Below are 14,549 nucleotides of genomic sequence, written 5' to 3'. Positions count from 1 at the left end.
AATACAAAGGAGTGAAGATTACTATTTTCTTTAAGAGATTCATCTAACTAGTTATTGAATTAAAATTTGTAACTCATTCATACTAGATTGTCGAATTTGTTAACTTTATAGAATGTTTAGGAGGTTATTAATATGTTTGAAAGAAAAAATAAATCTACTCAAAATGGAAATACTTTAAAAAAAATAATACCTGCAGTAGTATCTACAACAATGTTAGCAAGCACTTTTGTCGCAGCAGGTGCACCAACTTCAGCAGCAGAATTAGAAGCGCAAGCAAAAAATAATAATCATGGTCACATTGTATCAGCGGTAGCTAAAGACCATCCAGGATCATCTGAAAAAGAAAAAATCATGCGCGAAGTAGCTCAAGGGAATTATGAATTTTTAGATGAGCTATCAAATGAAGAAGATGAACAAGTAGAAAACGAAGAGGAAGCGACAGAAGAAGGAAGCGAAGAAGAAGCAGTCAATGACGAGGAAGCGACAGAAGAAGGAAGCGAAGAAGAAGCAGTCAATGACGAGGAAGCGACAGAAGAAGGAAGCGAAGAAGAAGCAGTCAATGACGAGGAAGCGACAGAAGAAGGCAGAGAAGAAGAAACAGTCAATGACGAGGAAGCGACAGAAGAAGAAGGAAGCGAAGAAGAAGCAGTCAATGACGAGGAAGCGACAGAAGAAGAAGGAAGCGAAGAAGAAGCAGTCAATGACGAGGAAGCGACAGAAGAAGGCAGAGAAGAAGAAGCAGTCAATGACGAGGAAGTGACAGAAGAAGGAAGCGAAGAAGAAGCAGTCAATGACGAGGAAGTAACAGAAGAAGAAGTAAAGGATAAGAATCATGGTCAAATCGTATCAGAGGTAGCAAAGAACATTTCTGGGTCACCTGAAAAAGGAAAAATTATGCGAGAAGTTGCCGAAGGGAATTACGAAATTTTAGAAGAATTGCTAAAGGGTGAAGATGTTGAAGATACAGTAAAAGAGGAATCGACAACAGACGAAGAAGTTAATGAAGAAGCAACAGACGAGGAAGGCAACGAAGAAGAAGCAGTAAATGAAGATGTAACAATAGAAGAAGGCAACGATGGTGATATGGATAGAGGTGGATATCAATTAGATCAAGATGAAGCACAAGATCTTGATAATGGCGTTGATGTACTTGATGAGATTAATCAGCGCTATCAATCTATTTTCAATAAATATGAGCAGTTAATAGAGTATAAAGATTTATTCATTCAAAATTACTTTGAAAATCTTGATTTTTCTAATGAAGTAACAGAGGAACAAGACCCAATTGAAGAAGAGGAGTTAACTACTAATGAAAAAGCAACAGAAGAGTTAGATGCAGTCGATGAGCTAGTGACTATAGAAGAAGACCTATTTGATGATGAAACACAGATTAAACCAGAAAATCAAGTTAGGGATACAGAATATATAGCGAAAGGAGAAGAAGAAGAGGTTGATTTTAAAGTGGAACATCTAAGTGAGCAACCTCAAGAAATTTATGAAGACCGTGTTTCTATTTCACTTTCTCAAGAAGACAACCTCCTAGAAAATCAAAGTCAAGAAGCTACAGAAATTGAAGCAGGTGTAGAAGTTGATATTGAAACAGAAGCGAATACAAGCGTTGAAACGGAAAACACAAGTGAAAACGAAACGGTAGATACCGATAAAGAACATACATCTGAAACGTACACAGATCCTACTGTAAAACATGAAGGAACGTTTGATAAAATTGTTGGTTATTATGAAAAAGTAAGGTCAGCCTATGTAAACTTTATCTCTTTCTTAAAATAAATGTAGACAAAAAGAGGAGTCCGCTAGTTGGATTTCTCTTTTTGTTTTTGGTGTGACTAGCAAGCCGTTAATTGCTAGTTAGTGAAAGTCTAACCTGAGTAAGTATCAAGTAGCTCAGTAGCTGACAGGCAACTGGTGAAAAAATTCTAAGGTTGAAGTCCAGTGACAAATTAACTTACTTGTAGGGTGTGAGCAAACTAACAGGTTGTAACTAACATCAAGTGACCAGCGTAGTTGATGAAATTTATTGGAGCAAAGTATTAGTGACAGAAGAGTCTTAAAGCTTATTCGTAAATGACTTGAGTCGGGAATTATGGAAGAAGGAAACGTAAGGTACCCTAATACGGAACTCCTCGGGGAGGTGTCATATCTCCGCTCCTAGCAAATATCTACCAAATACAATGGATAAGCTATGGCAGAAGAGATTTGAACAACATGGAGAACTCAAAAGGAAATTACAAGGTTTTAAGAACTATTACCTACTGACTCCACAAGGAAAGAAATAGCCAAATCGAATGATTCGTTTGTACTCGAACGTCTCACCTTGTTTTAGAACAAGAAGCATAATAATCGTAAGAAACATGGAAACTTAAAGGACGTAAGAAAAGAAATTGAACATATTTTGGTGAAATTAGCTAGTTGATCACTGTAAAGTAAAAGAAAGAAGAACGTCGGAAAGCGGTATGAGGGAAAGCCTCAAGTATGGTTTTCTACTCTACCATTGGTAAATAATTGAAATTTTTCGTGTAAGTCGGACTAAGTCTGCAAATGATATCCATAGTTTTTTATAATGTTCAAAACTTATGTCCCTTGTGAGCTCTTTATTAGTAATGTAATTTTTTATAAGTAAGCTTCTGTATTAAATTCCGACAAAAAATATTAGGGATTCGAGGAGTGGTTATTTATGCAAAAAGTTTTGGTAGCAGATGATGATGATAATATTCGAAAAATAATTCTCCATTATCTGAGAAAACAAAATATTAATCCACTTGAAGCGGAAGATGGACAATTAGCTATTCAACTTACGTTTGAAAAGAAACCAGATTTAGTGATTTTAGATCTTATGATGCCTGAAAAGGATGGCTATGATGTTTGCCGTGAAATTCGAAAGTTTTCTGATGTTCCTATCATTATATTAACAGCAAAAGGTGAAGAGTTCGACCGAGTTCTCGGCTTAGAATTAGGAGCTGATGATTATATGGTAAAACCATTTAGTCCTAGAGAACTTATTGCTAGAATCAAAGCTATCTTTAGAAGGGTTGAAAAGATTAGTGTTTCTACAGAAAAGGAAAAATATTTTACATATGACTACGGTGACGTGCAGATTGATGTTGACCGCAGGGAAGTAATAATTAAGGGAAATAATATTACACTTAGACCTAAAGAGTTTGATTTGTTAGTTCATCTTGCTAAAAATCCTGGTAACGTTCACACTCGAGAGGTACTACTTGAACAGGTATGGGGATATGACTTTATTGGTGATATTCGAACGGTTGACGCCCATATCAAAAAGATTCGACTAAAGTTAAAGAAACTCGGGTGTGATGTGTTGCAAACTGTATGGGGTGTTGGTTATAAATTTAAGCTGTAAATGAAAAGCAGATGATACTTTTATTATATGAACCTCTTTTACTAGTTGTAGATAGTTAAAAGGGGTCTTATTTAGAAATTAAAAATTTTTAGACAGGAGGGTGTTTATAAATACTTCTTAATTAGGTAGCATAAGGTTATAGGATAGAAACCATTTTTACCAAAAATCAGAAAAAATAAACTGGGTAGTAGAAGTTATACTTTCAATTTATTATTTTACAAATATTCTAAGTTTTTTTACCAAATAAATCTCACTTTTATTAAATCTACTATTCTATTTCTTTAAATAAGTTAGAACGGGGGGAATTAAGTGAGTGGTAAAAATCGTTCAACTGTGACAAAAATGGATCATGTTATTTTTGTATTGGTTACAGTAATGTACTGGTTTACGATTTATAGTTATGTTCCTATATTAACAGCATACTTAGACTTTTTAGGGGCTACATATATGTTCATAGGTGTTGTCGTAGGAAGTTATGGTCTTTTGCAAATGCTTATTCGTCTACCATTGGGGATTTATTCGGATGTGGTTAAGCGTCGTCGTCCATTCATTATTTTGGGAATAGCCATTGGGAGTATGAGTAGTTTTGGGTTTATCTTGACCGATCAATTAGGCTGGATCTTATTTTTTAGAGCTTTAGCTGGTGTGAGTGCTGCAACATGGGTCGCTTTTACCGTTTTGTATGCCAGTTACTTTTCAAAAGATGATATTACTAAGGCCATGGGGTGGATTAGTGTCACAATGGTTCTCGGTCAATTATTGAGTATGATATTTAGTGGGGTAATCGTTGAATGGTATGGCTGGATGGTTCCTTTCTGGATCGGGGGAATTGCTGGAGTTCTCGGGTTGATTTTATGTTTTTGGCTAAAAGAGGAGAAAGAGGAACCAGTTCGTGAACCTATAAAGATTAAGGAACTATTAGGAATTATTAAGGAATCACTTTTAATTAAAGTAACGATACTCTCGATCTTAGCTTATGCTATCATTTTTATTACAATTTTTGGCTTCACACCAAATTATGCACTTGAACTTGGAGCTTCGACGGTAGGTATAAGTTACTTAGTTATTCTTTTTATCGTTCCTCATGCTTTTGCAGCTATTATTGTAGGAAAATGGCTTGCACCACGAATCGGTAATTGGCCAACATTGCTTATTGGATTTTTAGTAAGTGCTATATTTACAGGTACAATTCCATTGATAAACTCCTTTAGTATATTATTGATTACTCAAGCAATAAACGGTTTTGCATTAGGGCTTGTTATTCCGTTGCTATTAGGTATGTCTATTGAATCTGTCGATGATCAGAAACGAGCAACGGCTATGGGATTCTACCAAGCTGTTTACGCGGTAGGGATGTTTGTAGGACCTTTTGTAGCTGGAATTTTAAATTCAATCTATGATCTTGTGGCTGGTTTTTATTTTGGTGGTCTTATTGGTGTTTGTGGTGTAGTTTTAGTCTATGTATGGCAACGGGTGGGGAAACAGAGTATGAAAGGTGAATTTAGAAGAGGTACTGGCTAAAAGTTGAATAAAGAGGTTTGGTTAAATCAATATCAGTAAATGAACTTCTTATAAAAACAGATTCCAATAAGTTTATATATAGACGAGTCAACTTATCCGTGTTTATGATTATTTATTTAAAATTTAACTTAAGGTACCTTGGTATGTCAACACTAAATCAAACAATTTTTTTAGGGGCTAAGTTTCGATAACTTGCTGGACTTTGATACCCCAGGGCACTGTGCGAACGGATGTTATTGTACCAATTGATATAATCAAACAGTTCAAGTTCTAGGTGGTTAAGGGAATGGAACTGCTCCCCATGAATTAGTTCTGTTTTTAAAATCTTAAGTGTCGCTTCTGCCACTGCATTATCATAAGGGTTTCCTTTATCGCTCAATGAACGTTCAATCTCATTTTCACTTAATAATTCATCAATAGCTACGTTTTTAAACTCAGATCCGCGATCTGTATGAAAGAGTTTTACATTCTCTAATGGCCGATTAACCGTTGCGAAGGCGCGTTGAACCAAAGCTGCGTCTTTGCGTTTTCCAACGCTATAACCAACTATTTCTCTATTATATAAATCAATTAAAAAACAGACGTAGCTCCAATAATGTCCTACTTTGACGTACGTTAAATCACTAACCAGTACGGACATTTCTTCATTCACTTGGAATTCCTGATCTAATACGTTTCGAACGGATTCTTCATTTGGCTGAGAGCTCATTGGTTTGTAGGAAGGTTGTGCATACTTCGATTGGATTCCGAGCTCTTTCATCAACCTTCCTATGCGACGTCTGGAAACCTTGTGACCCGCTTTTAAAAGCTCTCGTTTTATTTTACGAGTTCCATATACTGTACGGTTTTCATTAAAGATTTTTAGTATTTTTTCTTTTAAGTCTTGTTCTTCTGTAGCCTTTTCCTTTTCTTTTTGAGCAGCTACTTCTGTTTCATAATAAAAGGTGCTTCGAGCTATTTGTAGGACTTTGCACATTGCTGATACCGAATAGAGGTGCCGATTTTTCTCAATGACTTCTATTTTCGCCCCATGATCAGCGCGGCTTGCTTTAAAATATCGACTTCCATTTCTAGCTGTTTATTTCTTTTTCTTAACTCAATCAATTCTTGTTCCTCTGGACTTCGATTGTCTTTCTCTTTGAAGGAACCAGACTGTTGAAACTGAGTAATCCACCTGTCTAAAGCAGACGGAGTTAATTCATATTCACGGACAATATCTTGACGACTTTTTCCACCTTCATATAAAGCAACCACTTGCTTCTTGAATTCTGTGGTAAACGTTCTTCTTTTTTTGGACATAGTAGATTCGCTCCTCACTCGTTATATGTTATTCTACTAGCCCTTATTTTTATTGTCCAACTAAGTGTAGCCTATCCAACCTTGATTAAAGATTTTTAGTGTCACTTTAATGCCCTCTACATAACTTAATATGGAGATGGTTAGAGTGAAATGAATTGTTGTAAAATATTGTTTTGAGGTGTATTTTAAATGAAAAAAAATGCTAGCGAGTCAAATAGTATGCTAGAAAATAATGAGGGACGAATAATAAAACCCTTTAACTACTCAGGAAAAAAACGATTTTTAGTAATGGCAAGAGTAGGAGATACTTCTCTTCATAAAGAGTGGTTACATCCAGATCGGAAATTTGATTTATTCCTAGAGTATTTCGGTGACGGAAGTAATAACTATAAAGAAGATTGTGATTTTTATTCGGAAGCAAAAAATTCAAAATGGCCTAGGTTTCATAAGATTATAGAAGATTTTGGAGACCATATCTTTAAATATGATGCAGTCTGGATGCCTGATGATGATATTAGTACGGATTGTTCAACTATTCATCAATTATTTGATCTTTTCACAAAGTATAAATTAAGTTTAGCGCAACCCTCATTATCTAAGGATTCCTATTATTCCCATGACATAACGAGGCAAGTGCCTAGAAGTATTTTGAGGTATACCAATTTCGTTGAAGTAATGGTTCCTCTATTTTCAAGAGAAGCTCTTCAACTTTGTTGGGATACATTTAAAAAGAGTAAGTCAGGATGGGGTTTAGACTCGGTATGGCCTAAACTACTTGGTAATCCAAGAAATAAAATTGCAATTATCGACGAAGTTTCTGTAAAACATACAAGACCTCTTAGAAAAGGTACATTATATGATGACATTCATTATACTTTAAGTGATAGTAAAATAGAACTTCATTGTATTTGTAAAGAGTATGGGGTCAAGGAACCATTCAATTTTAAAATTAATCGTACACTTCCTAAAAAGAAGCGTTAGAAAGTTGGATTATTAAAAGGTTGTACCTATCTGTCCTTCAACTGTCAAAAACTTCAATATCTCTGTCTCCCATTATTTTAATATCTTCTTTCACAAAAATTAAAGCCCAGATAACAGAACTAAAGGACTACATAAAACACTCATATCCTAAAAGTTAGTGTTTTATGTAATTTTATGATGAACCAGGTATATGCTTGGTTCATGTTTTAGCATGAGTTATAAAATATATTTATCAAAATGGCTACTTTTGTTTCGAGCACTTCGCTTTTTGTTAAAGAGTGAAACTGCCAATTGAAATTTAATGAAAGAAAATTGAGTCCAAACAGTTTTAGAAAACTAGAATATATTTAGTAAAGGAGATATACAGCATTAAGGGGGTTCATTAATGAAGGTTGTTATTTTAGCAGGGGGGTTTGGCACAAGAATAAGTGAAGAAACACATTTAAAGCCAAAACCAATGGTAGAGATTGGTGAAAAGCCAATATTATGGCATATTATGCAACTGTACTCAAGTTATGGTTATAACGAATTTATTATCTGCTTGGGGTATAAGAGTCATATAATCAAAGAGTATTTTTCAAACTATCTTCTATACAACTCTGACGTAACCTTTGATTTTCAAAAAGGGAATCATTGTACCATACATCAGAAGGTTACGAAGCCATGGAAAGTTACTTTAGTTGATACTGGTATAGGTACAATGACGGGAGGCCGCTTAAAAAGAATTGAAAAGTACGTCGGGAATGAGTCTTTTATGTTAACTTATGGTGATGGTGTGAGCGATATTAATATTAATCAATTAGTTAAGTTTCACCGTTCACATGGCAAGCTTGCTACAGTAACCACAACACAACCTCAAGGCAGATTTGGAGTATTGTCCATATCACCTGATCAAAAAGTAGAAAAATTTCAGGAGAAAATACAAGGCGATGGCGGCTGGATTAATGCTGGTTTTTTTGTATTACAACCAGAAGTATTTAACTATCTAGAAAAAGGAGATCAAACGGTTTTTGAAAAAGACCCATTAGAGAATTTAACAAAAGATGGCCAGTTAATGGCTTATAAGCATTCTGGATTTTGGCATCCGATGGATACTTTACGTGATAAGAAATATTTAGAAGAGATTTGGAATACAGGTAATGCACCGTGGAAAATATTAGATTAATTAGTGCCAAAGTTTCCTAGATTGGGGCGGGGACTATGAAGATATTAATGACTGGATCTACAGGCTTTTTAGGGAGTCATTTAACGAGAGCCTTGGTAAAGGAAGGTCATGAAGTCATTATTATAAAGAGAAGCTTTTCAAATACTTGGAGAATCGTAGACATTTTATCAAAAGTGGTTGTTTATAATATGGATCAATGTTCACTGGAGAAACCCTTTGAAGAACATGGACCTATTGATGTCGTAATTCATACAGCAACTAAGTATGACAGAAACGGAGAAAGTTCATCACAACTTCTTCATTCAAATGTCTCTTTTCCATTACAACTATTAGAAAAATCCATTTCATACCATACTAAATTGTTTATTAATACGGACTCTTTTATAAATAAAAAAAATGAGGGGTACCAGTATTTAGTAAGTTATGCATTAACTAAAAAACAGTTTTTGGAATGGGGAAGGGAATTTAGCCTAGCAGGAAAAATTTGTTTTATAAATATAAAGTTAGAACACATATACGGACCATTTGATAACGAAGATAAATTTACGACATATATTATTAAGAGCTGTTTAAAAAATATTCCAGAATTACATCTAACAGAAGGTTTTCAAAAGAGAGATTTTATCCATGTCAATGATGTCCTTACAGCCTATTCAATAATTTTAAATAAAAATATGAAGGGTCTTCCAGGGTTTCAAGAATATGAATTAGGGTTGGGAGAATGTAAAACTATTCGTGAATTTATAGAACTTATTCACGAAAAATCCCAATCTAAAACATTATTAAAATTTGGTGCCATTCCACTGCGACAAAATGAAATTATGGAATCAAAAGCTAACATTGAAGAACTTAAAAAGTTAGGTTGGAAAAGTAAAATAAACCTAGAACAAGGGATCGAATTAGTTTTACAAGCTGAGAAAAACAGATTTATTGTATGAACCCTTTAAAAAGGTGGATTTTAAATGAAAAAAAATAAAAAAAATTCAATTTATAATGAAGACCTTCAGTATATACACAGTCAACTTGAGCAGATAGAAAAGGCGAAATTTAACAATTCCTCCATCTTAATAACAGGATGTGCTGGATTTTTAGGCTTTTATATCATGTCTTTTTTATCTGAATATTCTGAGCATCTAAATATTCGAAGGATAATCGGTATAGACAACTTTAAACTCGGGAAACCGATATGGATATCTAACTTAAGTAAACATAACCCTAAGATTGAACTATACAATTTGGATATTACTTATTTCTCATCATTTGATATTGAAAAAATAAAAGACGTTAACTATATTATTCACATGGCTTCTATTGCTTCTCCAACATATTACAGGAAGTATCCTCTTGAAACTATCGATGCAAATGTATTAGGGTTAAGAGCACTATTAGATTTTTATCAAGATAAAGATATAAAAGGATTTTTGTTTTTTTCCAGCAGCGAGGTTTACGGTGATCCCCTTCCTACTCATATCCCAACGTCTGAAGAATACAGAGGAAATGTCTCTATGATCGGTCCACGGGCTTGTTATGATGAAGCAAAAAGATTTGGAGAAACTTTATGTTACGTATATGCTGAGAAATATGATATGCCAATTTCTATCGTTAGACCATTTAACAATTATGGCCCTGGAATGAGGCTAAATGACAAGAGGGTACCAGCTGACTTTGCTAAAGCAATAGTTGAAAATAACCCTCTTATCTTGTATTCTGACGGAAAGCCAACTCGAACATTTTGTTATGTTACAGATGCAATCACAGGGTATCTAAAAGCATTATTGCACGAACCTTTTGATTACTTTAATATTGGAATTGATAAACCAGAAATTACAATTAAAGAAATGGCTAAAATTTATAAAAAAGCAGGTAAGGATATTTTTAATTATAGCCAGGCAATACAATTTATGACTTCTGAAGAAAAAAGCTATTTAACTGACAATCCATTAAGAAGATGCCCTAATATATCTAAGGCTCAAAAGGTGCTTAATTATGCCCCGAGTATTTCTGTTGTAGAGGGTGTCTCTCGGTTTCTATCTTTTTTAAATGAAGGAGGAGACATTCATTGATTACAGTAATGGGTCTTGGATTTGTTGGATTGACAACCGCTTTAGGGTTTTGTGAGAAAGAATTTAAAGTTTATGGATATGAAATTGATCACAAGAAGAAGCAGCTTTTTAGACAAGGAAAAATTCCTTTTTATGAAGCTTTTCTTGAGGAGAAGTTAAAAAAGCACATGAATAAAAATTTTACGCTTGTTGATGATTTACAACAAGCAGTAAACCAAAGTAAAGCTATATTTATATGTGTAGGTACCCCGAGTAATAGCGATGGTAGCGCCAATATAGATTATATTTTAGAAGGGATTAATAGTATATTAAACTGTATAAAAAAACCAAATTATAAAGTTTTAGTAATAAAGTCAACTATTCCTCCTTCGACAACAAGTGAACATATAAAACCACATATTAAAAAGCAAGGATTTGATGTTGGTGTAGATATAGGCTTAACGAATAATCCTGAATTTTTACGAGAGGGATATGCTTGGGATGATTTTATAAAACCAGATCGAATAGTCATTGGTCAGGAAGATGATAAAAGCGGAGAGATCTTGGAGAGAATCTATCAATCATTTAATGTACCGATTTTTCGAGTGACATTAAATACGGCTGAATTTATTAAGTATTTATCAAATACTCTACTGGCAACCCTCATTAGTTTTGCTAATGAACAATCTTTGATTGCAAGATCCATCGGAGAAATTGACATAAAAAAAGCTTTCCGAGTTTTACATCTCGATAAAAGATGGTTTGGTACACCAGCTCCGATGACTTCCTATGTATTCCCAGGATGTGGATTTGGTGGATATTGTCTTCCAAAAGATACAATGGCATTAGTAAGCCTAGCACTAAAAAATTCCTACTCTCCTGAACTATTAAATAGTACTTTAAAAGTTAATGAAGTGGTTAAAAATTTTGTTGTTAATGATATAGTGAAAAAAGTAGAAGAAAAACAGAATATAGGGATTTTAGGTTTAGCATTCAAGCCCAATTCAAATGACGTTAGGGATACACCAACAAAAGGAATTATTGAAGGTTTACTACAGAAAGGATACAAAAATCTTATAGCTTTTGACCCTATGGCCATGGAAGAATTTAAAAAGGCATATGAGCTTCCTATTGAATATTCGCCAAGTTTAGAAGAACTCCTATTAAGAGTAGATTATGTTGTCATTTTAACTGCGTGGAATGAATTTATTAAAAACGAAAAAATTATTAAAGAGAAGAATGTTTTTGATTATCGTTATATCTTTAATTAGTTAATAATTGGTTCCTAGATCCTTACTCCTTGGTCGGCAAGGATGTAAGGTTTTTCTATTATAATACATGATAATCCTATGATTTTATTTTCTCTATCCAATAAAAAATAAGATGTACTAGGCGACCTATTCATAGTTTCGAGGGGACCAATTACATCTTATCTTTCTCAGTTTTTCAAAATAAATTATGGCTGATCTATCCCTATGTACAAGACAAGATAAGTCAAATCGTTTTATTTATTCTAAAATCAACTAACTTCTTTATATTTGTTTTCCCATTTGGTCCTCCATTTATTTCTCCTTTCCATTCGATTTCCTTTATAGAGATGCTTGTACTTTTTCCAATGTGTTTTCCACTCGTCGCGACGTTTTGTTCTCATATTCTCTACTTCCTTTCTTTCATTTCTCCTGTCTTATTTAGATTTCAACAATTGTTCTATTTTCCCTTTGACTAGGATTGTCTGTTATCGTCTAATTTTGCAGCTTTGTCTTCTAATAGAATGAAACGATCAAAATAATGAAAAAATGTGACGGATGTATTTAGAGAAATAGGGAGTACGGGGTCAAATTATAGTGAGGACGTATAGGGGGAAAAATAAAGATTGGTCGATTTTTGGAGTAGGTGTAGTCATGTGGATACCAAAAATCATAAAGTATTATTGCACTGTATATTCAACTTTTTCAGGTGTAAAAGTATAAGAAAACGATTTTTACGACTTTTGGCGATAGACTATGTTTATTCTAAAATAGGAGGTGCAGAAGTTATGACGTTTGAACCTGTACAAGCATCTTTTTATGAAAGATCTACTTTAGAGTTGGCAAAGTTTTTGATTGGAAAATTATTAGTGAAAGAAACTGATAAGGGTACAGCTTCAGGATGGATTGTTGAAACGGAAGCGTACATTGGACCAGTTGATCAAGCAGCGCATAGTTTCAATAATCGCCGGACGAAACGAACGGAAGTGATGTTTGGTCCACCTGGATATGTATATACGTATGTAATGCATACCCATTGTCTCGTCAATGTTGTGAGTGGTGCAGAAAATCACCCTGAAGCGGTGTTAATTCGGGCGCTTGAACCGTATACAGGGATTGAGTTGATGTACGAAAGACGTGAAAAAGCAAAAAAAGATCGCGACTTAACAAGTGGACCTGGGAAACTAACGAAAGCGCTCGGGATCGTTAAAGAAGATTACGGTCGACCGTTTTTTGAACGTCCATTATTTATTGCTGAAGGGAAAGTAGTAGCTCCTGAGGAAATTGTTGTTGGACCACGGGTCGGAATAGATAATAGTGGTGAAGCTAAGCATTATCCGTGGCGATTCTTCGTAAAAGGAAACCGCTTTGTGAGCGGTGCCAAGCACCTTAATAAAATGCAGTGTTAAAGGCGCGGCGGCACCATTTTAAAGAAGAATATGAAGTTTTAGGGATCGGCAAAAACCTTCAAGGCCAGGATAAATTGTCTCGTGTGTTATATTCATTTGCATAAGTTTGTACCAATAATCTTGGAGGTTTTCTTTGTTGAAAACAAGCTTATATGTTACTTCCTTGCCGTGTAGCTTACTATTCTTAATGTTGTAAACCTTTAGAATGTCATCCATTGTCTTATTGATTAAGCTGGGGACGAGAAATACGCCTTGTTGAATACGAAGACGTTCATTTTTTTGATAAGGATCATAACGAAAAATGAATATTTCAGTTATTGTTTCAGGTGAAAAAATCGCTCGTTTATAGTTAAAAAAGTGATCTCCATACCTATTATTATCAAATTGTTCTAGTTCCTTTACGTTTAATGCGTAAATACTAAAATCATCTTCTGCACCATCCAAAGCGAAAAATGCAGCAATGTATGGGGAGCGAGTCCAATCTAATAATCGAGTGGGTGTTCCGTAATCTTGCATAACAGACAAGGGCTCTAAACGAAAATTAATCCAATCTTTTTCATTTTCTTTACTGGGCACTTGAAATTCTAAAGATGAATAAAGGTGTGATGATGAATAAAATTCGTTAACCATCTTATTTTCAATCATAACGCAATCTGTATTTGTTGGCTGATCGATAACTTTTTGAACTTCACGATAAAGAGAGGATTGCAAGTCCCAAACGGAATTTCTTTGGCCCCTAAATATCCATTCATTGTAATGCAGATGAGAAATCACATCATTAAACTCATGCCAGCTTTCAATTTTTAATTCTTTCCACATGGTAATCCTCCAAGACAAAAAAGATGTTAATATTAAATGGTAACGTCTCTTAGATAAATATATTTTGGTCTTGAATTTGGATTTACATACAGTTCAATCTTCTTTCTTCTTTAACTGTTTTTCACTTTTTATACTTGAGAAGCTAATATAAACCCTAGTTAAATCTATAATAAATAGAAATAAAAGGTGAGAAGATTCGTTCACCATAACAATTAAGTTGTTATTGATAAAGTATTCAATACTACTATAAGGATTGAATAGTTGTTTTCCACTTTTTATAAGTTTTAGTATCAATTTTTTTTACTTGTCTTGAAAACACCTTAAGAAGACCTAAATGTTTTAATTGTTGAAATAGTCTCATAGGCTGTGGGTCATTTCGTGTACGGGACCATACGTGGTCGATTACTTTTAATTTATTCTCTTTTGTACACTAGTGTTGCATTAAAAGGAACGAAATATTTAAAATACTATAAATCTTCAATTATTGATTGATTTGGATACAAAAAAATCCTTTACAATGGAAGTACAGGTGGTTCCTGTCCAAATCCAAAAGTAAAGGATATCAGCTATGGACAAGAATACACGATTATCTTCATTTGGTAAATGGGTTGCGCCCATAAATATAAAACTTGTTGATGAACAAGTTGAAAAGTATCAACTTGATAAGTACACAAAGAAGCTCGTATA

11 protein-coding genes and 1 pseudogene are annotated in these 14,549 nt (G+C 34.1%); 10 read left to right on the top strand and 2 right to left on the bottom strand.

Annotation, left to right across the window (positions count from 1 at the left end; genetic code table 11):
• Positions 1-132 precede the first annotated feature (132 nt).
• From BK574_RS26965 to BK574_RS08885, 3 genes are all read left to right on the top strand, one after another.
• Positions 133-1,788, top strand: coding sequence for a hypothetical protein (locus tag BK574_RS26965; protein WP_142247932.1), 1,656 nt, complete (start codon positions 133-135; stop codon positions 1,786-1,788).
• A gap of 904 nt (positions 1,789-2,692) precedes the next feature.
• Positions 2,693-3,379, top strand: coding sequence for a response regulator transcription factor (locus BK574_RS08890; protein ID WP_078428361.1), 687 nt, complete (start codon positions 2,693-2,695; stop codon positions 3,377-3,379).
• A 309-nt stretch (positions 3,380-3,688) separates the two neighbouring features.
• Positions 3,689-4,900, top strand: a complete 1,212-nt coding sequence (locus BK574_RS08885; RefSeq protein WP_238457989.1) for an MFS transporter — start codon at positions 3,689-3,691, stop codon at positions 4,898-4,900.
• 157 nt (positions 4,901-5,057) lie between these two features.
• Here the strand turns inward: BK574_RS08885 and BK574_RS08880 are convergent.
• Positions 5,058-6,199 (bottom strand): IS3 family transposase gene (locus BK574_RS08880; RefSeq protein ID WP_142247931.1). Its coding sequence is split into 2 segments (ribosomal slippage): positions 5,058-5,953 and positions 5,953-6,199, totalling 1,143 coding nucleotides; the frame shifts between segments, so codons are not numbered across the junction.
• A 189-nt stretch (positions 6,200-6,388) separates the two neighbouring features.
• Between BK574_RS08880 and BK574_RS08875 the strand changes: the two genes are divergently transcribed.
• From BK574_RS08875 to BK574_RS08850, 6 genes are all read left to right on the top strand, one after another.
• Positions 6,389-7,180, top strand: coding sequence for a DUF707 domain-containing protein (locus BK574_RS08875; RefSeq protein WP_078428360.1), 792 nt, complete (start codon positions 6,389-6,391; stop codon positions 7,178-7,180).
• 385 nt (positions 7,181-7,565) lie between these two features.
• A complete protein-coding gene (rfbF, locus tag BK574_RS08870) occupies positions 7,566-8,345 on the top strand; it encodes a glucose-1-phosphate cytidylyltransferase (RefSeq protein WP_078428359.1) in 780 nt (259 codons plus the stop codon).
• 35 nt (positions 8,346-8,380) lie between these two features.
• Positions 8,381-9,283 (top strand): SDR family oxidoreductase, encoded by a 903-nt coding sequence (locus BK574_RS08865; RefSeq protein WP_078428358.1) that lies wholly within the window; start codon positions 8,381-8,383, stop codon positions 9,281-9,283.
• Between the two features lie 24 nt (positions 9,284-9,307).
• Positions 9,308-10,408, top strand: coding sequence for an NAD-dependent epimerase/dehydratase family protein (locus BK574_RS08860; protein WP_078428357.1), 1,101 nt, complete (start codon positions 9,308-9,310; stop codon positions 10,406-10,408).
• Positions 10,405-11,658, top strand: coding sequence for a UDP-glucose dehydrogenase family protein (locus BK574_RS08855; RefSeq protein WP_180320586.1), 1,254 nt, complete (start codon positions 10,405-10,407; stop codon positions 11,656-11,658). The genes BK574_RS08860 and BK574_RS08855 overlap by 4 nt, the downstream gene beginning before the upstream one ends.
• 764 nt (positions 11,659-12,422) lie before the next feature.
• A complete protein-coding gene (locus BK574_RS08850; RefSeq protein WP_078428356.1) occupies positions 12,423-13,043 on the top strand; it encodes a DNA-3-methyladenine glycosylase in 621 nt (206 codons plus the stop codon).
• An 18-nt stretch (positions 13,044-13,061) separates the two neighbouring features.
• Here BK574_RS08850 and BK574_RS08845 read toward each other — a convergent pair whose 3' ends face one another.
• Entirely contained in the window at positions 13,062-13,862 is an 801-nt protein-coding gene (locus BK574_RS08845; RefSeq protein ID WP_078428355.1) for an FRG domain-containing protein, read from the bottom strand.
• Between the two features lie 568 nt (positions 13,863-14,430).
• On the opposite strand from BK574_RS08845, the pseudogene BK574_RS28385 reads away from it, so the two are divergent.
• Positions 14,431-14,549 (top strand): annotated as a pseudogene (locus BK574_RS28385) (IS4 family transposase); the annotation flags it as partial.

This window comes from Alkalihalobacterium alkalinitrilicum, assembly GCF_002019605.1.
In the GTDB taxonomy this organism is placed as follows: Bacteria; Bacillota; Bacilli; order Bacillales; family Bacillaceae_F; genus Alkalihalobacterium; species Alkalihalobacterium alkalinitrilicum.
Note: the sequence above shows the minus strand (reverse complement) of the source record. Positions and strands in the feature narration are given on the sequence as shown.

What these genes read in the sequence shown, in the direction of transcription:
- BK574_RS08890 (WP_078428361.1), top strand. Translation starts at nt 2,693, where the DNA reads ATGCAAAAAGTTTTGGTAGCAGATGATGATGATAATATTCGAAAAATA.
- rfbF (WP_078428359.1), top strand. Translation starts at nt 7,566, where the DNA reads ATGAAGGTTGTTATTTTAGCAGGGGGGTTTGGCACAAGAATAAGTGAA.
- BK574_RS08850 (WP_078428356.1), top strand. Translation starts at nt 12,423, where the DNA reads ATGACGTTTGAACCTGTACAAGCATCTTTTTATGAAAGATCTACTTTA.
- BK574_RS08860 (WP_078428357.1), top strand. Translation starts at nt 9,308, where the DNA reads ATGAAAAAAAATAAAAAAAATTCAATTTATAATGAAGACCTTCAGTAT.
- BK574_RS08845 (WP_078428355.1), bottom strand. Translation starts at nt 13,862, where the DNA reads ATGTGGAAAGAATTAAAAATTGAAAGCTGGCATGAGTTTAATGATGTG.
- BK574_RS26965 (WP_142247932.1), top strand. Translation starts at nt 133, where the DNA reads ATGTTTGAAAGAAAAAATAAATCTACTCAAAATGGAAATACTTTAAAA.
- BK574_RS08875 (WP_078428360.1), top strand. Translation starts at nt 6,389, where the DNA reads ATGAAAAAAAATGCTAGCGAGTCAAATAGTATGCTAGAAAATAATGAG.
- BK574_RS08865 (WP_078428358.1), top strand. Translation starts at nt 8,381, where the DNA reads ATGAAGATATTAATGACTGGATCTACAGGCTTTTTAGGGAGTCATTTA.